We start from the raw sequence: 25,522 nt of genomic DNA, 5'->3' as shown, positions 1-25,522 counted from the left end.
TGCTTTTGGGTTATCGTAGGAATTGATTTGTATAGTGTATGGCTAACTGATTTTCTAATTAACTTTGCTAAAAATTATGACCAAATTATACGTCTTGGCATAGTTTTTTCAATATGTTTAAACAGTTCAATTTGCCTGTATTTTCTGTGTTATGAGAAATATTTTTGCCCTTATCCTGCTTTTTGCTGCCTTATTACTGACCTCAGAGCAAGCCAATGCTCAGCTTAAGCTACCACAAGCCAGTCCGGAAGCTTTTGTGAAGCAAACAATAGGTTTAACTGATATTTCAGTGAGCTACCATGCACCAAGTGTTAAGGGACGTAAAGTATTTGGAGGGTTAGTGCCTTATGGCAAACTTTGGCGTGCAGGTGCTAACGAGGCTACTCTGATACATTTTGAAGATGAACTTTTCCTGAACAACGAACGTGTCCCGGCTGGTACTTATTCCTTTTTCCTGCTTCCTAAAAGCGACTCTTTATGGCATATTGTGCTTAATAAAGACACTACGCTATGGGGACTTGAAGGGTATAGCGAATTAAATGATGTGGCTTATCTGGAGGTAAATCCTAAAAAGCACCCTTTCCAGGAGACGATGCAATTCAATTTTTCTGACATTGGCACCAATACCGGCAAGTTAAACTTAGTTTGGGAAAACAAAATTGTTACGATCAATATAGAAACGGAGATCGAAAAGAAAGCACTGGCTAATATACAGGCAGCTTTAGCCAAGGCTGATCCGGAAGACTGGTACATTTGGGCACAAAGTGCTGAGTACATGTTGCCGCGTAGAGAGCACCATCAAAAAGCACTGGAATGGATCAATAAATCTATTGCCATCAAAGAAAACTTTTTTAACAGCTGGATAAAAGCAAAACTTTACGCTTTGAATAAGGAGTATGAAATGGCAACCAATCTAACTGCTAAAGCCATTAAGCTTGGAAGCGCTGAGCCGGACTCCTATAAGACGTATGCAAAAGAAATAGAATCCGCTTATAGCAGCTGGAAGAAGATAAAAACTAATTAGGAGTCAATAGCTAAAACGACCTTTCTCTGAACTGCCTGTTTTAGAATTTTGCCACAAACCGCAGGTTAAGCCTGCGGCCAGTCAGGAAATTAGGGACAGCATATGTTAGTCCGTTCACATCCTGCACATACGTATAGGATACGCGGTTATTGGCATCGATCAGGTTTAGTATCTCCAAACCTACCCAAAGGCTCTGTAAGGCTACCTTCTTACGCTCGATAAGTTCACTCTCCAGCACGATCAATTTAGAAAAACCTATGTCCAGGCGTTTGTAAGATTTGCCGTTGAATGCGTTTCTGTATTCTGGCTGCCTGGGAGGCCCAAACGGAAGTCCACTACCATAGATCAGGTTTAAGTACATGCGTATTGTTGGGTTATCAGGTAAATGATCCTGAAAGAAAACCCCAATGTTCACTAGCTGATCTGTTGGCCTTCTAAGGTAACCTAGTTCTTGCCTTCCGGTTATCTCGCCCGTCTGCGAATAGGTAAATGTAGAGTCGCCTGCTACGTTCTCTTTAGTTTGTAAAAGCCCCAGACTTAGCCAGGACTCGGCACCTTCAATAAACTCGCCGTTCACCCGCAAATCCAGTCCGGTTGCATAGGCCTTGGCATTGTTACGGGCATAATAACGAAGTCGCACATTGTCCACATCATATGGTATAACGTTGGTCATGTGCTTGTAAAACGCCTCTGCCGTAAATTTGAAATCGCGGCCCCAGGCTTTAAACAGATAATCGGAGCCGATAATGGCATGTACCGACCTTTGTGCTTTTATTTCCTGGTTCAGCTGCCCGTTAAAATCCCGTAGCTCACGGTAAAATGGTGGCTGGTAATAGAGGCCTGCGGCTGCTTTGAAAGATAAATCAGGGTTATGTTTTGTGATAAAGGAATACTGCACACGAGGGGTAATGGTAGCTTCTTTAGTAAAGTCCCAGTAGCTTGCGCGTATGCCATAGGTAATAGTTTTTAAAGAATCCAGCTCAAATGTGTGCTGCACATATCCGTTATAGCGCTTGCTATTCAGGTTCAGGTCCGACTGCAAAAGGTAGCTCTTATTAACGTAGTCTGCTGAGTCTACAAACCCATACTCTGAGATTTCATCAGCAATATTCTCGATTCCACCTTTAACACCAAAAAGAACTGCACTTCTCTGGCTGAAGCGCCATGTATTACGGGACTCAGCTGTAATAAAACGGGCAAGTAAAGTGTTTCGGGCATGATCAAACTGACTACCAACTCCCCTGGTGCGCTCATCCTCTCCTAAATTATTCGCATTCACGCTAACCTCACTTAGCCTGTAACCAGCCTCTACATCGCGAAACTCCCGCTCACGGGAATGAACGCCGGATAGTATAAACTCGCTATTGAAGTTATCAGAAAAATGATGATTTAAATTCAATCCAGTCTGGTAAGTGCGGTACTCCATCAACTCACGGCCATCAAACCCAACGTACAGGCGCAGAGGCGAGCTTCTGGTACCAAAAGTAGTAACCCTGCTTTCCGGGATAACCAGGTACTTGTTTTGTGCATAGCTGGTAAGTATGCCCAGTGTTGTTGTGCCAGCATCAGCGCCTGCTTTACTCAGGTCAACTGTTACATATGCCTGTGCATCAGAAAAAATAGGTTTATACTCCCCATCTACCTGCAGCCCCTGAAGCACATATTGCCCGTTTTTATGGCGCACTCCTACTAAATAAGTAACTTTTTTATTTTTAGATGCCGACTCGAGATGTAGGGAACCACCTGTTAAACCACCTGTAAGAGAGGCTGCAAATTTTTGAGGCGTTTTATACCGGATGCTAAGTACAGAGGAGAGTTTGTCGCCATACTTGGGTTGCCATCCTCCCGATGAAAATTCTATATCATCTACCAGGTCAGGGTTCACAAAGCTGAGTCCCTCCTGCTGGGCTGCTGTGATCAGGAAAGGCCGGTAGATTTCAATATTGTTAACGTAAACAAGATTCTCGTCATAATTACCCCCTCTCACGGAGTAGGTACTCGATAGCTCATTATTACTAGTAACACCAGGTAGGGTAACAAGTATTTTATTAAAATCACCGAAAGCAGAAGGTAGATTTCTGGTGAGGCGGGGGTCTAATTTTGTAACGCTTACCTGCTCCCGGGTATCGCTGTTATTCTTGCCCCGTACATCAACAGTACCTAACTGATTCGGGTTTAATTCCAGCTTAAATTCGAGGTTTGCAATTTGAGAAGGTTGTAGCCTGAGCTTTCTTTCCTGCTCTTTATAACCAAGAAAGCGCACCAGTAAGATCACGTCGCGGTTTGCAGGAACCTGTAGACTAAACGCACCATCAGAGTCTGATTGCGTGGCAACGGTTGTTCCTTTGATTCCAATAGTTGCAAGCTCCAGAGGCACATTCCCCTCCGTTAGTACTCTGCCTTTTAGAATAGCTTGCTGTGCTGAAACACCTAACGGCAAAAGTAGCAGGAGCCATACCGATAAATATTTCAGCATCAGTACTGTTTATTTAGATGAATTTTTCAGATCTGCTATTGTTTGAATAGGATCGGCGGAAGAAAACACAAAGCTGCCAGCTACCAATACATCTGCTCCTTTGTCCAGAAGTAAGGGTGCATTTTGCTCATTTACACCTCCATCAACCTCAATCAAAGCCTGTGAGTTACGGGAAATGATCAGGTTTTTGAGCGATTCGATCTTTCTATAAGTGTTTTCGATAAACTTCTGGCCACCGAAACCAGGGTTTACAGACATCAGGCAAACCATGTCTAGATCAGCGATCACATCTTCCAGTAATAGTACTGGTGTATGTGGGTTTACAGCTACACCGGCTTTTGCACCCGTTGCTTTTATTTGCTGAATGGTACGATGCAAATGATTACAAGCCTCAACATGAACAGATATAATGTCTGCTCCTGCTGTGCGGAAACGCTCAATGTAGAGTTCTGGCTCCACGATCATCAGGTGCACATCCATCGGTTTTGTAGCATAGCGCTTTATAGCCTCCATCACCGGAAACCCAAAAGAAATGTTTGGCACAAAACGGCCATCCATAATATCAATGTGCAGCCAATCGGCCTGGCTTTTCTCAAGCATTTCTACTTCCGACTGAAGGTTTGCAAAGTCGGAAGCTAATACAGAAGGGGCAATTAGTGGTCTCATACCTACAAAGGTAGTTTATTAATTAGGATTGAAAATACATTAAATTTTAACAAAACGAACGGTTGCTATCAAATCACCGGATCTAAGCCTGCATAAGTAGAGGCCGTTCCGCAGTAAGTGCGGGGCAAGTTTCAGCTCCTGCTCCTGGCTAACTTCGTTTAATAGCTCCCGGTGTACAACTTTGCCGGTTACATCTATTACCTGTACCTCTACAGGCTTATAAAGCCATTCATTGCCAAAACTCAGAATCACAGGCTGATGCAATACCGGATTTGTAATTAGTACCTCCTTGTTCTTTGGCAGATATCTGATAATTTCCAGGTAGCGGCTATACAACGGAATACCATAGCCAGTTAAATTGTCCGGAGTTTTGGCATTACTGCCCATTTTGCGCAATAACTGAATCATCTCATAGTTGGTACGGTAAGGGTTTGCCTGCCATAAACTAGCTGCAAAGCCAGCTACTATAGGGCCCGAAAAAGAGGTGCCATTACTTTTCGAGACGTTGCCAGCCGCATTCAGCACGTATGCTTTCTGCCCTAAGGCCACAACATCCGGTTTTATCTGTCCGTCTGCACTTGGCCCAAAAGAACTAAAAGAAGCTTTTGTACCCAAAGAATCCACAGCACCAACAGCGAGAACGGAGTCAGCGTCAGCTGGTGATCCAATGTATTTCCAGCTACTGTTCCCTTCGTTTCCGGCACTCACCACTACCAGCATTCCGGTGGCAGCTGCAAAATCTGCAGCTTTGGCTACAAGGGTGGTGTTTCCATCTAAATCAGTATAAGTATAGCTTCTCGAAGGTGCATCAAACGTTGTATAACCCAACGATGTATTGATCACGTCGGCACCTGCACTATCGGCATATTCTGCTGCCAGTAACCAGTTTATTTCTTCTATCGGATGCTCTGTGGCAGCGTCTTCAGTTCTTAACAGCAGGTAGTTTGCTTTATAGGCTGTGCCGATCAGTTTGCCGGGATAGTAAGCCGCCATAGTTGATAAAACCGCTGTACCATGTGAGTTGGCCCCATAAACGTGCTGCTGCTTCAGCACAAAATCAAAGGTGCCTTTTATCCTGCCCTGACTAAAGAGATGTGAAAATGCTGCTATGTTTTGTACTCCCGGAAAACCAGCATCCAGCACGGCAATGGTCATGCCTTCTCCCCTGTACCCGTCCTTATGAAGTTGCAGTGCACCCAGCATGTTTGCCTGATGATAGGCTGGTCCGTAATCTTCCTCTTCCGAAAAATCAGCTTCGAGCGCTGACATTGAAAGAACTTCGGAGTGTTTTAGTACCTCCACCACTTCGCCAACAGGCTCTGCAACCCGGTTAAGTGTCAGAGAAGATCTTACAAAGGGCAACTGCTTCAAAGCATCCCACTGCTCCTGTGTACACTGTACAATGGCCGCATTAAACCAACGGGAAGTATACCAGACAGAAATGCCCTGAACTTTTAGAGCCGCAACATAAGCGGGGTTTACGGGAAGGTCTCGTTTAATTAAAGGGATGTGCTGTCTTTTTCGTCGCTCAATAGCCTTTGGGGAAAGGAATTCTAACGGGTGCTGCAGCGAAAAAGGAGAGTTGTTTTTATCGGTAAAGTAAATGATGCGTTTTTGAGTTGCTGCTGTTCCACTTGTCTGCCCAAACACCCCAAAAAGTGGGCTAAAGTATAAAAGGCTTATGAAGAGTAGCAGTTGACGCATATACTACAGGCTTCCGTAAGAAATAAGGGATTCGTATCGCTCATGCCCCTGCAGTTTGTAGCCCTCTGCAAAATTGCAGCCTTGAGTCGAGCAATAATCAATTCGTTTGTACAAACTGTAAATTAATCCGACGCCTTTTGCATATACTTCCTTTCGATCATTATAAACCACACCATCGTTCTTAAAGTCACCATGTATCACTTCAGTAGTTTCGGGATATACTTCCCCGGATACTTCAAAAGGCTGGCCTACACTTTCATAAGTATAAACTTCTTTACCGTTGATCTTATTGCCGATCCAGCCAGGTGCGACATGATCATTATAGGCATCCCCTACCCACACGGCACCCTCTTTAACAGGAAATACCAGTTTCACATACTTGGTGTTGTTTTTAGTAAGTAGTAGCATGCTTTCAGTTTTGGTTATTACCATCACTGAGTCATCAACCCACTCACTGCCTTCGTTGGGTCTTACAGAACGGATGATCTTGTAGGTAAGCTTATCGGACTGATCATAGAATGTAGTATCCACGCGTTCTTTGATTTGAAAACGCGTGGTATCTCCTACATTAAATTTATAACGGATATCCAGAACGTTGTAAATACGGTAATCACCTATCTCCAAAGGATAATAAGCAAGGCCTAAGGCTTCCTTGTCTGGCTCTACATAATTCTCTTTACAGCCAACGGCTAGTACAGCCAGCAGCAGGAAGACAAACAGCGCTTTATTTACCATTATTGTAACACGTCCAGCTTAAAGTCAGAGTTAAAATTAGATTCGATCCATCCACCGCCTATCACATCATTTCCTTCGTAGAAAACTGCTGCCTGCCCTGGAGCAATAGCATGAACACCACTTAGGAAATGCACTTTCATTTTATCCCCTACCTGCTCAATTATGGCTTCGGTACCGGGATCATTATAACGCACTTTTGTAATAGTCGGAATAGGCTGATCAATCAGGTTTTCATACTTACCCATAGTCAGTTTGCCAACAGTCATAGCATTCTTGGCCAGTTCTTCATAATTTCCAAGCACTACGCGGTTTCCTTCCTTTTCGATACGTGTGACATAGGCCGGAAAGCCTAAAGCTACGCCCAGCCCTTTCCGCTGCCCGATAGTATAAAAAGGATACCCCTCATGATTGCCAACAACTGTTCCGTCTTCCAGCACAAATTCACCCCCGGCAACTTTTTCGGCTAAGCCTTCTACACGGCGCTTTAAAAAGCCACGGTAATCGTTATCAGGTATAAAACATATTTCGTAAGACTCCGGTTTGTTCACCAGCTCGGTAAATCCTCTGTCTAAAGCCATCTGGCGGATCTCGGTTTTATGCAGATTACCAAGCGGGAAGATAGTGCGGCTTAAACTCTGCTGCGAAATTCCCCAAAGCGCATAAGACTGATCTTTATGTTCATCCAGTCCTTTGGAGATCACATAACGGCCATTCTCCTCCCGGATGTTAGCGTAATGCCCTGTGGCAATAAATTCACAACCCAACTGGTCGGCCCTGCGCAGCAGCGCATCCCACTTGATGTGTGTATTACATAATACACATGGGTTTGGCGTACGGCCAGCAAGATATTCATCGGTAAAGTGGTTGATAACAAAATCACCAAACTCCTCACGGATATCGATTATGTAGTGCGGAAAACCAAGGCTAACAGCAATATTGCGGGCGTCGTTTATAGAATCCAGGCTACAGCAGCCTGTTTCTTTTTTACTAGCACCGCTGGAAGCATAATCCCAGGTCTTCATGGTCATACCAATTACCTCGTACCCCTGCTCATGTAGCATTACTGCTGCCACTGAACTGTCAATACCACCGCTCATGGCTACCAACACCCTTCCTTTTGTACTCATCTATATAAAAAACCTTTAATGCGACTTAATATTAAATTTTCACAAATATAGCAACAACAACAGAGTAATAAAGATTCAGGCACTCAAATATTGTAGCTACAAATATGGAAATCTAAATTTCTTACGTTATCAGTGTATCAAAAAAAATGCAAAAAAGGTAGCATAGTTTTAGAATTGGCTTTTACTTTGAAGCCTGATTGCAGTATAAGAAATCGAATAAAATAATTAAAGTATAATTTACAATGTCGCTACGTACCTCAGTAATAGTAAACGGAATAAACAATTTAAGCGACGCACGTTATTGTGCGGGCATGGGCGTAGACATCATCGGCTTTAATCTTAAACTTGATGATAAAGACCGTGTTCAGCCAGAAAAGTTAAAAGAAATAACTGGTTGGCTGTCAGGCGTGCAACTTGCCGGAGAGTTTGAACGGGCTAAACCAGAGATAATAAATGATATGGCTGAAGAGTTTGGCTTGGATTTTATTCAACTGGACACGCCTTATCTTATCGATGAAATAGAAGAAATCAGCCGGCCTGTTATTCAAAAGATCTTTATTAACAAAGATACTGTAGAGAGTGAACTACTGGAGATGATGGAGCTGTACAGTACCGTAGTCCACTCTTTTATTGTTTATTCAGATGACTTTAATACGATAGACGATACAAATACCAAATTCCTGGCTGCACTTGCGAAGGAATACAGTGTATATATTGGCTTTGGTTTGGATAAGAGCAACATTAATACAACACTGCAGCAAATAAAACCGGCAGGCATAGGACTACAGGGCGGGCATGAAATAAAACCTGGTCTGAAAGACTTTGACGAATTGCAGGAAATTTTCGAAGAAATTGAGGAGCTTTAATCTTTAGCAGGAGCACAAAAGTTTCGCTGCTGTTAACTATGTAAAAAGAGGGCCTGCTGAAAATAATTCGGCAGGCCCTCTTAGTTTAAATTGATTTAAAACGCTTTAGCGCACTTTAAATTGAAGGTATTTGATCGGAACCCCTTCAGCGAGGTACCGCTTTTCATATGTCGTATAGATACCCATTGTATGATCCTGCAGATCAGAACTGTAGAGATCAGAAGTATAAATAAGATCATCAACCTTACGTTCTTGTAATACCTCCAGGGAATATTCGTACAAACCAAGGTTATCTGTTTTAAGATGGATGATCCCTCCGGGCTTCAGTATTTTAGTGTATTTATCCAGGAACCCAGGTGAAGTAAGCCTTTTCTTGATATCGCGGTCTTTTGGACGCGGATCCGGGAAAGTTATCCAAATCTCATCAATTTCATGCTCCTCAAACTGCTCTTCGATACGTTCGATATAGGTGCGCAGGAAAGCTACGTTGTTTAGCTCCTCCTCAATTGCCATGGAACTACCTTTCCAGATCCTGGCTCCTTTGATATCGGTACCAATAAAGTTCTTTTCCGGATGCAACCTTGCCATGCCAATGGTGTACTCTCCCCGGCCGCATCCCACTTCTAAAACAATAGGGTTATTATTATCAAACTGAACTTGATGCCACTTACCGGCAATATTGCCATACAGTTCATCACCTTCCTGAATAACGTTATCACATTCTGCAATTGCAGCGAATTTTTGTAGTTTAGATCTTCCCATTACTTATAAATCTTCTATCTCGGCAACCACAAAGGTACTACCTCCTATAAATATTACCTCATCAGGAGCCGCATTTGCTTTTGCCGCCGTTATGGCTTCTGCCACCGTGGCGTATGCTTCACCTGCTAATCCTGCGGCAACAGCTTTTTCATATAATTCATTAACAGGCAAGGCACGTGGTATGGCCGCCTGGCAGAAATAATAAACATAGTTTTTGGGTAGCAGTTTCAGGACAGGTGCAATATCCTTATCATTAACAACGCCAAAAACCAGGTGCACCCGCTTTGGCTGCAGGGCTTCTAATTGTGAAATGATCTGCCTGATGCCGTCAATGTTATGACCTGTGTCGCAGATCGTGAGTGGCGATTGTTGCAATACCTGCCAACGCCCTTTCAATCCAGTCGTAGCTTTGGTGTGTGCTAAGCCACTTCGAAGCGCGGACTCAGGTATAGTATAACCTTTTTCCTGCAGCAACTCAATCACCTGAAGCACGCCCGGCAAATTGTATAACTGATAATGTCCTGCCAGGTCAATCTCAAGGTCCTGAAGGTACAAAGTATCTTCCTTATAAACCTGGAAAACCTGCCCTTCAAGGTTTCCTTCCTTTAGCACTAACCGGAAATTATCTTGAGCAAAGTATAAAGGGGCTGCTACTTGGGCTGCTTTAGCCACAAATACTTCTTGCGCCTCAGCTTGTTTGGTACTGATAACGGCTGGAACTCCCGGCTTAATGATGCCTGCTTTCTCAGAGGCAATGGCCCCTATAGTATCACCCAGCATACTCTGATGATCAAATCCTATATTGGTGATCAGTGATACCTCGGGTGTGATAATGTTGGTAGAATCTAAGCGGCCGCCTAAACCGACTTCAATAACTGCTATATCGACACGTTCATCTGCAAAATACTTAAAAGCAAGTGCCACAGTCATCTCAAAGAAAGAAGGTCTTATACTTTCAAAAAGTCCCTTATGTTTTTCTACAAAGGCAATGAGGTAGTCCTGCGGAAGCTCCTGACCATTTATGCGGACACGTTCAGTGAATGATTTTAGGTGTGGGGAAGTATAGAGTCCGGTTTTATATCCGGCTTGCTGTAAAACAGAGGCAAGCATATGCGAGCTACTGCCCTTTCCATTTGTGCCTGCTACATGTATGGATTTGAATTTAAGCTGTGGCTGCCCAAGTGCATCGCATAGAGCAATGATATTATCCAGGCTCTTCTTAAAAGCAGCATTGCCGATGCGTTGAAACATCGGCAATTGCTGGTATAGGTAATCAAGGCACTCTTGATAGGTCATTAATCAAAAAAAGTGTTAGCGTGAACGGATAACAAACGTAACCACACCGGATGCTCCAGCTGATCCGGTTCCTGTGCGCACCAATGAAGCTTTTGTGAATAATTGATCTTTGTACCAGTTTACAACATGAGGAGAAACAGTAGATTCTATCACATCAGCACTTGTAACATTTCCGTCAGAGTCTACCTTTATTTTAAACCGGACAATACCAGACTCATTTGCATAAGGGTCTTTCTGCGGTTTAATATCAAAGCGCCATCCAGGCATATCCAATCCGTCATTTCCGCCTCCTGCTTTGCCATACAAAGATTTTGCGTCCACTTTACCATCCGGATCACCTTTATCACCTACTTTTCCGGTGTCATCTCCATTATTGTTGCCAGTAGGTGTGTCAGAACTACCACTCTTGCCAGTTCCGGAGTTATTGGATGGATTTCCGGGATACAAAGATCTTGGTTTCTCAGGCTCCTTTTTCACCACCTCTTCTTTAGGCGTTTCCTTAGCAGGTTGTTTGGTAACCTCTTTAGTCGGCTGTGGCTTTGGTTGTGGTTTTACTACTTCCTTCACCGATACTGGTGCATCAGCGGTGGTAGTAACTACTTTCGGCGTTTCTACAGGCTGTGAAGGCGGTGTAGGTTGATTAACAGGTTGCGGCTCAGGCAAAGGGTCCGGCTGAGTCGGAGCTGGTTTGCTATCCTCTCTGTTTTTAGAATCATTGGCAATAGCCTTAGTCTGTACATCCCCGCTTCCTACAGCATCCATACCAAAATTTAATTCGATACCATATTCTGGAGCAGGAGGATCAGGCGCGCGCCAGGCCAGCATGTAAATCAGGAACAGCAGTATAAGCACGTGCACGCCGATACTTACACCGGCTGCGATGCGCTTATTCTTTTCTTCCTGGGGTGTTAGGGCTATAGACATTCTGGCTAATCTTATTCGGTTGGCACAGTGGCCAGCGTTACACTTGCATTCAGGCTTTTAGCAATACCAGCTACCTTTACCAGGTACTCGACAGGTACGCTTTTGTCTACGTGCAACACCACTGCTCCTTCTTCTGATCCTTGCAGTAGAGATGTGAGTTGTGGCTCGATCTCCTCTAACGCAATGGGTTTTTCGTTCAAGTAATACTTTAAGTCATCTGTAATCGTTACACTAATCTTCTGCATGGTAATGTCAGATGATTTACTGCTGGGCAGGCTAACCGGCAAACCAGAAGGTGTAACAAAATTAGAGGTAAGCATAAAAAATATAAGCAACAGGAAAATAATGTCCGTCATAGACGACATACTGAACTCGGGGTTAATCCTGTTTTTAGAGCGAAGATTCATTCTTACAGTTGTGGTTCTTGTAACAGATCAAGGAATTCGATAGATGAATACTCCATGGAGTGCACAATGCTATCAATTTTAGATACCAGGTAGTTATACCCAACATAGGCCGGTAGTCCAATGATCAATCCGGTTGCCGTTGTTACCATCGCCTCATAGATACCGCTTGACAAAAGTTTCGGGCTTACGGAACCTTCTGCCTGTGCAATTGCGATAAAAGCTCCAATCATACCGGTAACAGTACCCAAAAAGCCAAGCATTGGCGCAGCACCTGCAATCGTTGCCAAAGCAGACAAATTGCGCTCCAGGCGGCTGATCTCAATTTTGCCTACGTTCTCGATAGAAGTCTCTATGTTTTTCAAAGGGCTACCGATTCTGGATACGCCTTTCGATATCATCCTGGAAATTGGTGTGTTGGCCTGAGCGCAGAGCATTTTAGCTCCATTAATATCGCCGGCTAATACCATGCTCTTGATCCTGTCATTGAAACCTTCCGGATTCTTTGCTGCTTTCTTTAAGGTAAGGTAACGCTCCACAAAAATATAGATGGCGGCTAAGGAGAGCAGCGCGAGCGGGTACATAGCCCAGCCTCCGTTAACAGCAAGGTCAAATAGAGATACTGACGTGTCAGCAGCCTCTGCCCCGTCAACCAAAGCAGTTGCTGTGTCAACAGGAGTAGTAGTGATTTGTAATAAGAGTGAAGTCATTTTAATAGTTAAATACCCAAATAGTTTCTCCGAATGATTTTCTAAAGTTGGCCAGGGCGGCATGCGCCTCTTCTGCTGTTTCAAAATCCGCAACAGACACGCGGAAGAGTTTGCTGCCTTTACCAGGTAACAAAACCTTAGAGTCATGCCCTTCCTGTCGTATTGCAGCACGGCTTATTCCAGCATTCTCCTCGGTAGAGTAACCTCCCGTGATGATATAAAAACGTCCGGTCTTGCCTTTAATTGTCAGGACAGGCTCATTTGTTACTGAGCTTGTTTCTGCAATATCGTTGCTGTTTGCAACAACTTCATTTATTGGTTGTTGCACACTGTCAGCTAAAGTTTCACTTGCTTCAGGAGAGTATTCTTCCTCTTCTGTTGCCAACTCGGCCTCAACAGTGTTTGTTTCTGCTGCTACAGGTAGTATTGCCTGATAGTTTGCATAGCGCTCCTCCTCCGTAAACGGCACATAGTCGCTGGTGTATTTATCAGCGGTAACAGCAGTCGTTGTATTAAAACCGGAGCTGACAAGCATGATCGGGTTTAAGCTACTCAGGTTATAGTCCGTCTGTAATGAAAGAAAGTATAACGCTGACATTGTAAGACCTGTTAATGCTAAGCCGGCAGCCACATTATAGGCGCGCTTCAGGCGCTTACGAAGCGGTTGCTTTACATGAACCGGCTCCTGCTGACGCTCTTTCAGAAGTGTTCGCAAAACAGCAGGCTCTTCTATCCTGATCGGCCTTGCCACAAGATCCGGCAAACCAAAGCTTGCTTCCAGCATGTTATCAGCTGCTACATACTCAAACTCCAGCTTCCGCTCCTGGTTATACCTGAATACCCCAACATCACGCAGCTCAAATTTGCTTTCGGTATGTAGGGTAGCTTTTGCCTGGTGCACAAATTCGGTAACCATCCTTTGAGCCACCTCTTTTGAAACATTGTTACGATAAGCGATGGTGCTGATCAGCAAGCCATCGTTTAAAACAAGTTTCTCGTTAAAGGCGATCTTTTTGGACGGAGGCGTAAGCGTATGCTTTACCGGGTTGATACGGGCAGACACATAACGCGTGATCAGTCCCCCAAACTCAGGGATGATGACGCAGTCGTGGTCATACAGCAGTGACTTAATGTGCGTTTCTACCATAGGCATTAAAATGAGTAAGTAACACCACCTAACAGGTTTATGCTTTTACTTGGGTAATTTACAAACCTTTCGTATTTCTTTCCAAGTATATTATTAGCCATCACAAAAATCGTAAAATTATTTGTGAATTTGTAGTCAGCCTTCAGGTTGAGGTCCACAATGGTGTCGGTTTCCCGAAGCACTGTTGAACCATCAGGACGGGTGATACGGCCAAATGAACTCCCAATATAATAAAGTTCTGAGTTAAAGAGAATCTTATCGTAGAAGTTATAGGTACCGAAAACGCTGGCCATCAGCTCCGGGCGATGAAACGGTTGCTCGAGGGTAGCAAGGTCATAGCTGTTATAATCAGCCTTTAAACCCAACCGAATCTCATCCGAATAATTGAAGGAAGCCTCCGCATAAAAATTTAAAATATTTGTAAGACCATCATCATAAATCAGGTCAAACTTAGTTGAGTCATCGGCTGCGTTGTTGTAGAAGTATAAATTGCGGAAATTCTGGTATGCGACACGCCCCGTAAGATGTACATAGTTCGCAATGTTGGCTTGAAAGCCGCCATATATTTCCAGGCCTTTATTTACGTCAGCCACCTGCACATTAGGAGACAGCCAAGGGTTTTCACGTGTAAGATTATATAAAGAAACTCTTTCAAGATCGCCACCTAAACCTGCATAAATCAAAAGGTTATCCTTTATTGGTTCAACACCCAATCGAATATCAGGATACACGTTTAACTTTCTTGCATCATTTACCTCATCACTTGTATAAGCTACTGTCGCACCAAAAGTAAGTCGCAATGCATTCAGCTGCCTTTGATAAGCAGGGTGAATTTTTACAAAGTTACGGCTAACACTAGAAGAATCATTCTGGGATATAAGCGACACATCGGCATCAACTTTGAAAGCTGATACATCATCAATCGCATAATCGCTCTTGAAACCGACAGCAAAGTTAGCCTCACTCATATCATATCGGTCATTCAAGTAATTAAACCTTATGTCCGTCTTATAAAGAAAGGGTGAACCTGATGTTTGATTGTGAAGAAAAGCCTCTGCAGAGATCCTGTTAAACACCTGCTTTATAGAGTCCTTTTCAATTTCCTGCTCCAGAGACGGTGCATAGCCGTAGAAATTATACTTATCACGGCCATAAGCTAAGCTGCCGCCAAAAGTAGCGCCTTTTAAATAGCGCTCTCCATGAGCACTTATCGAACTATTCGATACAGCAGAATTACTTTTATCTACCGGCCCACGAGCTGAGGAGATTTGGCTTACAACTGCTCCGAAATCAGCGACATCACTGCGTTTATTATGAAAGTAACCTTTCAGGTATAAGCTACCGTAGTTCCCCAGGCCTGCTTTCAGGTAGTTGCCATACAGTTTTGTTAGTTCATCCTGCTTGATAGTAAGTACTTTTAACTGCAGGTTAATGTCTTGCGAAGGCAAACGGTAATCCACAAAACGGTAACGCACATTTCTGTCACCGGTCTCGGGAGGTGGAATTCTGAACTTCTCGAAATTCCGGGCAGCTTGTGGTAACTCTATCACACGGTTCTTCTCTACCACAATTTCGGTATCTTCCAGTTTGGCCCCTTCGCCCCACCCCTGTGTCTGTGCCATAGCCTGGTTCATGTAACTGTACCCAACAGAAAAAACAATGGCAAGTGAGGCTAATTTTAATTTATTTCTCATGGTGATGATTCTGTTTAAAAACAATCAGATAATACGAACCTGTTACTGCTGATCAGTTGAGTCGTTTGCCGGCAACTGGTCTGTCGAGTCTGTAGCTGGCAGCAGATTCTGCTGCTGTTGCTGCGTCTCATCCTGTGTTGCCTTACCTTCAAGTTTTGCTAATTTTTGCTTTGCTTCAGCTACTATCTCTTTGTTCGGAGCATTTTGAATGATGGAGTTTAACGTAGCTTTAGCCTGGAACAGCTCATTTTGAGCTACATAATTGTCTGCGATGATCAGGAATGTTTTACCTAACCAGTAATCGTAATTAGAATACTTCGTGTTAAAGCTGAAAGCAAAGTCCAGAGACTCCTTATACTTTTTCTGTTTGTACAGTATTTCAGCAATCAGGTAATGCGCTTCTGCCCCATTCACATCCGTTGCCGTCTGGGTAGTTTCACGAAGTTCTTTTAGTGCCTGGTCCAGGTTACCCTGTGCATAGGTTGCTTTAGCTCTGAACAACAGTGCGGAGTTATACGCATTCAGGGCTGCATTGCCCTGGCTGATCAGCTCATTGGCTACTCGCTTGGTTGATTCATAATCATTGATGCGGTAATAGCTCTGCATTAAGCCTGTTAAAGCTGTTTGCTGTTCTTTACGGTTAGTTGCTAAGTCGCGCAGGCGAGAGTAGAACTTGATAGCCTCGTTATAATTCTTAGCTTCAAACTCCAGATCAGCTACGCGCTGTATCGCACGGTTTACGAATTCTGATTTGTTTTCAGCGATCACCAGCTTCATGCGTTTTAACCCTTCCGGCACATTGTTGATGCGCAGGTATGAATCAGCCACAAAATATTTGGCATCCGGCACGAACTTACTCTTTGGGTATGCCTGAATATAACCTTCAAACTTAGGTATAGCCTGCTCATAATTCTGACTGAAATACAGATTCTTAGCAGAGTTGAATTCAATGCTTTCCAGAGCACTGTCATCCGGGTTTGCTGTTTTGTATTTATTCAGGTAATTGTCAAATTCATTCGTGCGGTTCTCCGAGCCGAGTACTTCCTGTAAGCTGTAGAGTGCTCCACTGGCTACTTTGGAATTTGGGAACTCGTTTAGTACACGTTGCTGATCTGCAATGGCTTTATCATTTTGCTTCAGGTTAGCATACGCAATACCTCGCTTCTGTAGTGCATAAGGCACCAGTTTGCTTTCAGGCATATTGTTGATCAACGTAGTGAAGCCGGTTACAGCTGCCTGGTAATTTCCTGCTTCAAAGTCGATCAAGGCACGCTGGTACTGCGCATCGTCGATGTAACGAGAGCTTGGGAATTTAGCTATAACCTCCTGCAGCGCCTGCACTGCCTTATCGTTACGCCCTATAATGCTATTGATCACCCCTTTTTGGAATAGGGCGTAGTCGCGGTCCGGTGAACTGGAAGCTACTACCCGCTCATAAAGTGTCAGCGCTTCATTATACCGCTTGTTTACATAATAAGTATCAGCCAGTCGAAGAGTGGCATCGTTATAGTTCGGGTTGCTTGGTTTGATCGCATCAAGATAAGCCTTGAAATGAGTCATGGCTTTATCATAATCCTTGGTATTATAATAGGCATACCCTATACCATACCTCGATTTAGTATAATAGTCTTCTTTTGCATTTGGAGAAGTACGGAAAACGGCACCATAGCTGGTGATCGCGTCGTCGTACCGCTGACCGATAGAATAGGCCTCTCCTTTTACAAAGTGACTTGCTGCTGTAACATCCTTGTCGTACGGGTACTGCAACGACTTATCCAGCATGGCTACAGCCTGGGCAAACTTGGCATCATTAAACAGGTTTACGGCATGGTAATACGTTACCCGCTGGTAGGTCTGCAGGATGCGCCAGGTCTTCTTCTCCATACTTTCAATATGGCGGATCGCATCAACATAGTTATTGGAACTGAAATAGGCCTCACTTAAGATTTTGTCTACTTCTTCAGCCTGGTCTGAGTCAGGGTAATTTTTATGGAACTCTGCCAGTGAGTTGATCACCTCTTTAAAATTCCCCAACTCATAATTTACCTGGGCATATTTTATCGTAGCTGCTTCTGTTACGTCTTTATCTTTGTCGTTTTTGCGTGCCTGATCAAAAGCAGTTAAAGCAAACTGTTTATTATTCTCCTTTAAATAACTTAAACCCAGGTAGTAAGCGGCATTCTGACCAAGAGCATCCTTTTTAAGTGCCACTTCCTTAAAATTGGCAATGGCATTCTTATAGTTGTTGTTCTTAAAATCGGTAAACGCGATCTTATACTGCACAACAGGATCAAGGGAACGCTTGCCTTCTGCATACTTACTGAAGTACTTTTCAGCAGTTTTATAATCAGCTTTCTGGTAATAAGCATCACCTACAAGCAAAGCGATCTCATCTGACTGCTGCACGGCCGGTTTCTTGGCTAAAGCTGCCTCCCCATACCGGATCACTTCATAAATATCATTTTCCTTATACAGGATCTCCGTGATCATATAAGGAACAATGTTGGCGTAAGCTTCATTCTTCTCGGCAACTTTCAGATCAGCTTTTGCACTGGCATAGTCACCTTTACGATAAGCGATATAGCCGGCGTAGTAGCTGGATGCATACCCGAAACGATGCTCATCCTCGCGGAATCCAGTTGTTTTATTTTTGTCGAAATAGATCTTAGCGTTATCGAAATCCTTTATTGCAAAGTATGAGTAGCCCAACTTGAACTCAAGCTCCTTATTCTGCTTAATGCTAAGCAAATGTGTTGGAGCAAGCTTTAAAAGTTCGACCGCTTTTTTATAGTCTTTCTGCTCGAAATAATATAAACCCAGTTCATAGTTAGCTAAGGCCGTTTTCGGATGCGTAGGATATTTTTTTACAAAATCCAGGATCAGCTGCTCAGCATCAGGGTGAAGCAGGTACAGGCCACTCAATGCATAGTAAAAGCGGGCATCGGCAGTTCTGGCATTATCTCCGATAAGCTCTATATATTTCTTAAAGGCCTCCTGCGCCGGACCATACTTGGCCCGGTCAAACAACTCAAGGCCTTCATGATAGAATCTCTCATTGGCAGTAAAAGCCTGCGTGTGCTGTGCAACTACCACATGCGACCCACCAGCCAAAACTGAGGCAATGGCTATCTTATAAGCTAATTTCATACGTTTATTATCACCCATAGGGAGAGTCAGGTTATTTCGTTCCATTGATAGAGGTACATTCGTGCTGCAAACCCATTCTTAACGGTTATAGCAGAAGGTACCTTTTTCAAAGTTAAATAAATTTTAAAAAGCGCAGGCCCCGTTTTGCAGTTTTCTGCTATAATTGCCCCTCATGGTATATAGATTAACATCTATATAATGGGGAAAATGATGTGTTATTGTATCCGCATAAAAATAAAGATTCGGTTATGTGGTAACAGTCCGCGGAACCGGATGCAGTATTTTAAAGATCAACTCGCGTAATATATCAGCATCAGACATATCGCCTCCTGTTATCCCTTTTACCTGCAGGTCTGCTACCCTCACAAAATGGATAATGTCTGCACAACGCTGCAACGGATAGACCCGCATAGCCAGCACATAATCCTTTACTTTCCAGCCCTGGCTGCCCAAACTCTTCCTTAACCCCTGCTCTGATTTATCCTGCTGCATATGCAATGACAGCAATTTCGTGAAGAAGTTAAATAGCATGGACAAATTGGGGATCAGTGGATTATTCTTCGGGTTTGCTTCGAAATAATGTATGATACGGTTGGCTTTGAGAGCATCCCGCGCGATGATAGCCGCCTGCAGTTCAAAAATATTATATTCCTTACTGATCCCTACGTTCTCCTGCACAACGCGCTCATCAATTGTGGCTCCGGGCTTTTGATTAATAAGTAGTTTGTCAATTTCATTTGCCAGCCTTGAAAGATCAGAGCCAATATATTCGCTCAGCAACAGAACTGCTTGCTGAGTTGCTTTTACACCTTTTTGTTTCAGGTAACTGTTAACCCAGGCAGGTACCTGGTTGTCGTAAAGTTTTTTAGTAGTTACAAGAACAGCATGTTTTGTGACAGCTTTAGCGAGTGCTTTACGGCCGTCGAGCGTTTTGTGCTTGTAGCAGAACACAAGTATCGTTGAGGTCAGTGGCCGTTGAAGATAAGCCTCCAGTTGCTTCATACCCTCCTCCTTCTCAATGTCCTGTATGCTTTGGGCCTCTTTAACGATCACAACCGATTTTTCAGACATCATCGGGAAACGCTTTGCCTGTAGCAGTATTGTTGACACATCTACATCTTTGCCATAAAGAACTACCTGGTTAAAGCCTTTCTCGTGCTCCTGTAAAGCATTATCTTCAATATAATCTGCTATGGCATCAATGTAAAAAGACTCTTCGCCCTGCAGAAAATAAACAGGCGCAAATTGCTTTTGCTTTAGCTGTTCGAGAATTGCTTCGGGTGTGTGCGACATAAAGGTAAAATTAGTGCGTACACAAATTTAAAGTATAGGCGGGAAAGTTAAGGTATATCTTTTTTATATTTGCCTTGATACACGAATTAGATCTACATGAATTTAATAGAAGAATTAAGATGGAGAGGCATGCTTCACGACTTCATGCCTGGAACAGAAGAAAAACTGGCCTCTGGTATGACATCCGGCTATATTGGCTTTGACCCAACCGCTACCTCGCTGCATATTGGTAACCTGGCAACCATAATGCTACTGGTGCAGTTACAGCGTGCCGGCCATAAGCCTTTTGCTTTGGTAGGAGGTGCTACCGGCATGATAGGTGATCCATCTGGGAAATCGGCTGAAAGAAACCTGCTTGATGAGGAGACACTACGCGCAAACCAGGAAGGCATACGAAAGCAACTGGAGAAGTTCCTGGATTTTGATTGCGGAGCCAACTCAGCTGAGATAGTGAACAACTACGATTGGTTTAAAGAGTTTAGCTTCCTTGGATTTCTGCGCGAAGTTGGCAAGCACCTTACAGTAAACTACATGATGGCGAAAGATTCTGTTAAGAAACGGATCAGTGCCGACGAAGAGGGTGATCGTGCTGAAGGTTTATCATTTACTGAGTTCTCCTATCAGCTGATTCAGGGCTACGACTTCTATCATTTATATAAGAACAAAGGAGTAAGCCTGCAGATGGGGGCCTCTGATCAGTGGGGTAATATTACCACTGGTACCGAGCTTATCCGTCGCATAGACGGAGGAAAAGCATATGCCTTAGTAGGCAAACTGGTAACAAAAGCTGATGGTACTAAATTTGGAAAGTCAGAGGGTGGCAATGTATGGTTAGATGCTGCACTTACGTCACCATATAAGTTTTACCAGTTCTGGCTTAACCTTTCCGACGAAGAGGCTGAAAAGCTGATCAAGGTATTTACATTACTTCCTCAAGATGAGATTGAACGCCTGATTGAAGAGCACAAACAAGCCCCGCATTTGCGCATTTTACAGAAAGCCTTAGCTAAAGATGTTACAATTCGGGTACACTCTGAAGAAGATTATCTTTCTGCTGTAGATGCTTCAGAAATTTTATTTGGTAAAGGTGATCTGGAGACCCTGAAGGGCCTAAAAGAGGATGTTTTGCTTTCAGTTTTCGAAGGTGTGCCACAGATTGAGATCAGCCAAAGCAGCTACCAGGAGGCGGGTAACGTTTCAGATCTTTTATCTGATGTAACCAGCGGACAAATATTCGATTCGAAGGGTGAAGCTAAGCGTATGATCAAGAATGGTGGTGTAAGTATAAATAGGCAAAAGGTACAGGGGCCTGATGACGCAATTAATTTTGAATTGCTACAGAAAAAATACCTTGTTGTGCAGAAAGGGAAGAAAAACTACTACCTGGTTTCTGTAAAGTAGCTGATTTACAGTTTCTTATAAATAAAAAAGGTGACCTATACAGGTCACCTTTTTTATTTCTTTCAGTCTGTCTGGAGCTTATTTTTTCTCAGCAGTGCTGTTTTTCATGTCCTGAACTTCCTTACGGATGTCCTGTGCCATGTTTTTAAGGTCCTGCATACCCTTACGTACACGAGTACCAGCGGCAGCGTTACCTTTATCGTAGAACTTTTCGAAATCAGATTCTAACGACATTACTAGGTCTCTCAATTTGTTAAAGTTATTGTTCATTGTAGCTATTTGTTATAGTGAAACAATTGTTTTTACTGCTCCAATATACACATTTGTTACAAACAAGCAAAAATTAAGAAAATTTAATATATGCCTTTTAAGCCAATTAAGCGGTAACTGCAGGACTTGCGTACAAGCCTTTGTCCAATTTTTGTGCTATTTTCTCAAACGCTGAAATTGTCTCTTCCACATCCGACAACGTATGCGCTGCAGTAGGGATAAGACGTAGCATGATAACATCTTTAGGCACTACCGGATACACAACGATTGAGCAGAAGATACTGTAGTTCTCACGAAGGTCAAGGGTTAACTGGGTTGCATCCGGAATCTGGCCATTCAGGAATACTGGTGTAACCGGAGATTGTGTTGTACCGATATTAAAGCCTTTTTCGCGCAGGCCAGTCTGTAGGGCATTTACTACCTCCCAAAGCTTATCTTTTAGCTCAGGTTTAGTACGAAGCAGCTCTAGGCGCTTCAGGGCTCCTACTACTAAAGGCATCGGAAGTGACTTCGCAAAGATCTGCGAACGCATGTTATAGCGAAGATACTCTACTACCTGCTCGTTAGAAGAAACAAACGCGCCGATGCTAGCCATTGACTTGGCAAAAGTAGAGAAGTATACGTCAATCCCATCTTGGCAACCAAGGAACTCACCTGTACCGGCACCTGTCTCTCCCATCGTTCCAAAACCGTGCGCATCATCTACAAACAAACGGAAGTTAAATTTATCCTTCAAAGCAACCACTTTGTCCAGGCTGCCGATGTTACCCGACATACCAAAAACACCCTCCGTGATCACAAGAATGGCACCACCTGTATTTTCAACCCAGCGCGCTGCACGCTCAAGCTGCTTCTCAAGGCTTTCCATATCGTTGTGCGCATATACAAAACGTTTGCCCTGGTGCAAGCGCAAACCATCAATGATACATGCATGAGACTCTGCGTCGTATACAATTACATCATGACGGTCAACTAAGGCATCGATAATAGATAGTACGCCCTGGTACCCAAAGTTGAGTAACAGCGTATCAGGTTTTTTAACGAATTCAGACAGTTCAGCTTCTAACTGCTCGTGAAGGTTCGTATTACCAGACATGATACGTGCGCCCATTGGGGCAGCCATACCCCAATCCGCTGCTGCTTCTGCATCCGCTTTACGAACTTCAGGATGATTGGCCAGGCCAAGATAGTTGTTTAAGCTCCAGGTCAGCACTTCCTTGCCTCTGAACTTCATGCGTGGCGCAATCTCCCCCTCTAGCTTTGGAAATGTAAAGTAGCCATGTGCATAGTGAGAGTGGCTTCCTAATGGACCTCTGTTGGTCAACAACTTTTCGAATAAATCCACTTGTGTAATAATTTAGTTATCGGGATAATTTCTGTTTTTCTAAGCTTTTACCCTATATATACGCTAAGGCACAAAGCAACGCAAATTTATGCTTTTAATGATACATATACAATCAATATGCTATATCGCACGAACCTTTTTAAACATACATCTTTTAACTTTGGTCTCAAAGCTGTTTCTTTGAACTTTGATAAATAAAGCACCTGCATGAGAAAAATAAACAAGTTACTTGTAGCAAACAGAGGTGAGATCGCCCTTAGGGTAATGCGCACAGCAAAAGAAATGGGAATCAAAACGGTTGCTATTTATAGCGAGGCAGACAGAAATGCCCTTCACGTACGATTTGCCGATGAAGCTGTTTGTGTTGGCGGACCCAAATCCAATGAATCATACCTGCGTGGGGATGTAATCATCGATGTTTGTAAGAAGCTTCATGTTGACGCTGTACACCCTGGCTATGGTTTCTTGTCAGAGAATGCTGAATTTGCTAAAAAGGTAAAAGAGGCAGGTATTGTCTTTATAGGTCCTTCACCGGAGGCAATTGAGCTGATGGGTAGCAAACTGGCTGCCAAAGCTGCTGTAGCGAAGTATAACATTCCAATGGTGCCAGGTACGGAAGAAGCTATCACGGATGTGGAAGCTGCCAAGGAAATTGCCAGCCAGGTTGGTTTCCCTATTTTGATCAAAGCCAGCGCCGGTGGTGGTGGCAAAGGGATGCGTGTTGTTGAAAATGTTCATGTGTTTGAAGAGCAGATGCAGTTAGCTGTTAGCGAGGCTACATCTGCCTTTGGAGACGGATCCGTGTTTATTGAAAAATATATCGGTTCCCCCCGCCACATCGAAATACAGGTTTTAGGTGATACACACGGAAATATTGTGCATCTATTTGAGCGTGAATGCTCGATACAGCGTCGTCATCAGAAAGTTATAGAAGAAGCACCTTCTTCTATTCTCACTCCTGCCTTACGGGATGAAATGGGACGCTGTGCCGTTAATGTTGCGAAAGCCTGCGATTATGTAGGAGCTGGCACCGTTGAGTTCCTGGTAGATGAAAATCTCAACTTTTACTTCCTTGAAATGAATACCCGTTTACAGGTTGAGCATCCTGTAACAGAGCAAATAACCGGGCTAGACCTGGTAAAAGAGCAGATCTTAATTGCAGAAGGAAATCCATTACGCTTTAAGCAGGAAGACCTTGAAATTTACGGACATGCCTTAGAGCTAAGGGTTTATGCTGAAGATCCTGCCAATAATTTCCTTCCTGATATTGGTCGATTGGAAACGTATAAGAGACCGCAGGGTTTAGGGGTTCGCGTTGATGATGGCTTTGAACAGGGCATGGACATTCCTATATACTATGATCCGATGATCGCTAAACTGGTTACTTTCGGGAAAGACAGAGAGGAAGCAATTGATAAGATGTTGCGTGCAATCGACGAGTATCAGATCACAGGCATAGAGACTACTTTACCATTCGGTAAGTATGTTCTTCAGCACGAAGCGTTCGTGAGCGGCAATTTTGACACGAAGTTTATAGAGCGTTACTTTAATCCGGATGTGCTGCAGCAGCAATTGTCTGATGGCGCTGAGGAAGTCGCGGTTGTTTTGGCAGCTATGCTTGTAAACAATAAGAAACCCGCCGTTGAAGCCAACATTAACAAACAAAATGCACAGGGCTCTAACTGGCGGAAAAACAGGACCTAGAGGTTGCTAAACCAATACTCCGGTTTAGGTTACCCATAAAACAAAAGCAGGCGCTCAATATAGAGTGCCTGCTTTTGTTTTATGGGTATTTGAATTAAATCAGATCAAAGAAACTCTTGATACCAATATTTCTCTCTTTCGTGAACCCTTCTCCATAAGTTACCCCTATAGAATGGCCCATTTCTTTTGCACGGGCTTCAATAAACTCTAAAAACTCAGGGGAAGAAATATAGGTGTTTGGGCTTGAGTCGTCTGGATTGTAAAACTGGGATTTAAAAGCACGAATTGTTTCCATTTTCTTATCCCAGTGTCCTGTTACATCAACAACAAGATCCGGTGTTATCAAGCGGTCCTGAATGTAATGATAAACTGCCTTTGGCCTCCAGGCTTCCTGCTCCTCTCCTTTTTCATCAGTAGTTCTTATCATCCTGAGTCCTGATTTAAAGCAAGACTCTGACACTAACTCAGAACCGCGCCCATGATCAGGATGGCGGTCATGAACTGCATTCATGATAATGATGGTAGGCTTATACTTGCGAATCATTTCTATGACCTTCAGTTGATGTTCCCTGTCATTCAATAAAAAACCATCCGCAAAACCCAGGTTCTCCCTGGCATGTAAACCCATTACCTTTGAGGCAGCTTCAGACTCCTGCAACCGCAGCTCCGGAGTTCCCCGAGTACCCAACTCTCCTCTGGTCAGATCTACGATCCCAACTTTTTTGCCCGCCTCAATATGAGCTATCAGCGTACCGGAACATCCTAATTCGATATCATCCGGGTGAGAGGCAAATGCAAGTATATCTAATTTCATAGTTTTATCTATC

Annotated in this window: 21 protein-coding genes; 4 read left to right on the top strand and 17 right to left on the bottom strand. The window is 43.6% G+C overall.

Going from position 1 to position 25,522, the window contains the following annotated elements; all coding sequences use genetic code 11:
• The first annotated feature begins 151 nt into the window (after positions 1 to 151).
• Positions 152 to 1,024: a DUF2911 domain-containing protein gene (locus ACSX1A_RS06615; RefSeq protein WP_439882831.1), complete on the top strand. Its 873-nt coding sequence runs from the start codon at positions 152 to 154 to the stop codon at positions 1,022 to 1,024.
• Positions 1,025 to 1,064: 40 nt separating this feature from the next.
• On the opposite strand, the gene ACSX1A_RS06610 is transcribed toward ACSX1A_RS06615, so the two are convergent.
• Genes ACSX1A_RS06610 through mnmA form a run of 5 tightly spaced genes read right to left on the bottom strand, consistent with a single transcriptional unit; the run spans position 1,065 to position 7,732 of the window.
• Complete coding sequence (locus tag ACSX1A_RS06610) at positions 1,065 to 3,500, bottom strand: TonB-dependent receptor (RefSeq protein ID WP_439882830.1); 2,436 nt, start codon at positions 3,498 to 3,500, stop codon at positions 1,065 to 1,067.
• Positions 3,501 to 3,509: 9 nt separating this feature from the next.
• Positions 3,510 to 4,166 (bottom strand): ribulose-phosphate 3-epimerase, encoded by a 657-nt coding sequence (rpe, locus tag ACSX1A_RS06605; RefSeq protein ID WP_439882829.1) that lies wholly within the window; start codon positions 4,164 to 4,166, stop codon positions 3,510 to 3,512.
• A 39-nt stretch (positions 4,167 to 4,205) separates the two neighbouring features.
• Positions 4,206 to 5,870: a S8 family serine peptidase gene (locus ACSX1A_RS06600; protein WP_439882828.1), complete on the bottom strand. Its 1,665-nt coding sequence runs from the start codon at positions 5,868 to 5,870 to the stop codon at positions 4,206 to 4,208.
• Positions 5,871 to 5,873: 3 nt separating this feature from the next.
• On the bottom strand, positions 5,874 to 6,605 hold the full coding sequence (locus ACSX1A_RS06595; RefSeq protein ID WP_439882827.1) for a hypothetical protein: 732 nt from the start codon (positions 6,603 to 6,605) through the stop codon (positions 5,874 to 5,876).
• Positions 6,605 to 7,732, bottom strand: a complete 1,128-nt coding sequence (mnmA, locus tag ACSX1A_RS06590) for a tRNA 2-thiouridine(34) synthase MnmA (RefSeq protein WP_439882826.1) — start codon at positions 7,730 to 7,732, stop codon at positions 6,605 to 6,607. The genes ACSX1A_RS06595 and mnmA overlap by 1 nt, the downstream gene beginning before the upstream one ends.
• A 242-nt stretch (positions 7,733 to 7,974) precedes the next feature.
• On the opposite strand from mnmA, the gene ACSX1A_RS06585 reads away from it, so the two are divergent.
• A complete protein-coding gene (locus tag ACSX1A_RS06585) occupies positions 7,975 to 8,598 on the top strand; it encodes a hypothetical protein (protein ID WP_439882825.1) in 624 nt (207 codons plus the stop codon).
• 105 nt (positions 8,599 to 8,703) lie between these two features.
• Here the strand turns inward: ACSX1A_RS06585 and trmB are convergent, their stop codons facing one another.
• The 9 genes from trmB to holA all read right to left on the bottom strand — a co-directional run bounded on the left by trmB (position 8,704) and on the right by holA (position 19,975).
• Positions 8,704 to 9,360, bottom strand: a complete 657-nt coding sequence (gene trmB, locus ACSX1A_RS06580; RefSeq protein ID WP_439882824.1) for a tRNA (guanosine(46)-N7)-methyltransferase TrmB — start codon at positions 9,358 to 9,360, stop codon at positions 8,704 to 8,706.
• A gap of 3 nt (positions 9,361 to 9,363) precedes the next feature.
• The gene (locus ACSX1A_RS06575) at positions 9,364 to 10,656 is read right to left on the bottom strand and encodes a bifunctional folylpolyglutamate synthase/dihydrofolate synthase (RefSeq protein WP_439882823.1); all 1,293 of its coding nucleotides are present in this window, start codon (positions 10,654 to 10,656) and stop codon (positions 9,364 to 9,366) included.
• A 15-nt stretch (positions 10,657 to 10,671) separates the two neighbouring features.
• Positions 10,672 to 11,580 (bottom strand): hypothetical protein, encoded by a 909-nt coding sequence (locus ACSX1A_RS06570; RefSeq protein ID WP_439882822.1) that lies wholly within the window; start codon positions 11,578 to 11,580, stop codon positions 10,672 to 10,674.
• Between the two features lie 11 nt (positions 11,581 to 11,591).
• Entirely contained in the window at positions 11,592 to 11,987 is a 396-nt protein-coding gene (locus tag ACSX1A_RS06565; protein WP_439882821.1) for an ExbD/TolR family protein, read from the bottom strand.
• A gap of 2 nt (positions 11,988 to 11,989) precedes the next feature.
• On the bottom strand, positions 11,990 to 12,694 hold the full coding sequence (locus ACSX1A_RS06560; protein WP_439882820.1) for a MotA/TolQ/ExbB proton channel family protein: 705 nt from the start codon (positions 12,692 to 12,694) through the stop codon (positions 11,990 to 11,992).
• A 1-nt stretch (position 12,695) separates the two neighbouring features.
• The gene (locus tag ACSX1A_RS06555) at positions 12,696 to 13,841 is read right to left on the bottom strand and encodes an SPOR domain-containing protein (RefSeq protein WP_439882819.1); all 1,146 of its coding nucleotides are present in this window, start codon (positions 13,839 to 13,841) and stop codon (positions 12,696 to 12,698) included.
• A 5-nt stretch (positions 13,842 to 13,846) separates the two neighbouring features.
• Positions 13,847 to 15,535: a hypothetical protein gene (locus ACSX1A_RS06550; protein WP_439882818.1), complete on the bottom strand. Its 1,689-nt coding sequence runs from the start codon at positions 15,533 to 15,535 to the stop codon at positions 13,847 to 13,849.
• A 42-nt stretch (positions 15,536 to 15,577) separates the two neighbouring features.
• Positions 15,578 to 18,727 (bottom strand): tetratricopeptide repeat protein, encoded by a 3,150-nt coding sequence (locus tag ACSX1A_RS06545; RefSeq protein WP_439882817.1) that lies wholly within the window; start codon positions 18,725 to 18,727, stop codon positions 15,578 to 15,580.
• Positions 18,728 to 18,928: 201 nt separating this feature from the next.
• Positions 18,929 to 19,975 carry a DNA polymerase III subunit delta gene (gene holA / locus ACSX1A_RS06540; protein ID WP_439882816.1) on the bottom strand — a complete coding sequence of 349 codons (1,047 nt, stop codon included), beginning with the start codon at positions 19,973 to 19,975 and terminating at the stop codon, positions 18,929 to 18,931.
• A 96-nt stretch (positions 19,976 to 20,071) separates the two neighbouring features.
• Between holA and tyrS the strand changes: the two genes are divergently transcribed.
• Positions 20,072 to 21,376, top strand: coding sequence for a tyrosine--tRNA ligase (gene tyrS / locus ACSX1A_RS06535; RefSeq protein ID WP_439882815.1), 1,305 nt, complete (start codon positions 20,072 to 20,074; stop codon positions 21,374 to 21,376).
• A gap of 78 nt (positions 21,377 to 21,454) precedes the next feature.
• On the opposite strand, the gene ACSX1A_RS06530 is transcribed toward tyrS, so the two are convergent.
• Positions 21,455 to 21,646 carry a histone H1 gene (locus tag ACSX1A_RS06530; RefSeq protein ID WP_377512200.1) on the bottom strand — a complete coding sequence of 64 codons (192 nt, stop codon included), beginning with the start codon at positions 21,644 to 21,646 and terminating at the stop codon, positions 21,455 to 21,457.
• Between the two features lie 106 nt (positions 21,647 to 21,752).
• Complete coding sequence (locus tag ACSX1A_RS06525) at positions 21,753 to 22,991, bottom strand: aminotransferase class I/II-fold pyridoxal phosphate-dependent enzyme (RefSeq protein WP_439882814.1); 1,239 nt, start codon at positions 22,989 to 22,991, stop codon at positions 21,753 to 21,755.
• Between the two features lie 207 nt (positions 22,992 to 23,198).
• Between ACSX1A_RS06525 and accC the strand changes: the two genes are divergently transcribed.
• Positions 23,199 to 24,695, top strand: a complete 1,497-nt coding sequence (gene accC / locus ACSX1A_RS06520) for an acetyl-CoA carboxylase biotin carboxylase subunit (RefSeq protein ID WP_439882813.1) — start codon at positions 23,199 to 23,201, stop codon at positions 24,693 to 24,695.
• 94 nt (positions 24,696 to 24,789) lie between these two features.
• Here the strand turns inward: accC and bshB1 are convergent, their stop codons facing one another.
• Positions 24,790 to 25,509, bottom strand: coding sequence for a bacillithiol biosynthesis deacetylase BshB1 (bshB1, locus tag ACSX1A_RS06515; RefSeq protein ID WP_439882812.1), 720 nt, complete (start codon positions 25,507 to 25,509; stop codon positions 24,790 to 24,792).
• Between the last annotated feature and the right edge of the window lie 13 nt (positions 25,510 to 25,522).

Origin of the sequence: Pontibacter sp. MBLB2868 (assembly GCF_051904785.1) — a bacterium.
GTDB lineage: Bacteria > Bacteroidota > Bacteroidia > Cytophagales > Hymenobacteraceae > Pontibacter.
Note: the sequence above shows the minus strand (reverse complement) of the source record. Positions and strands in the feature narration are given on the sequence as shown.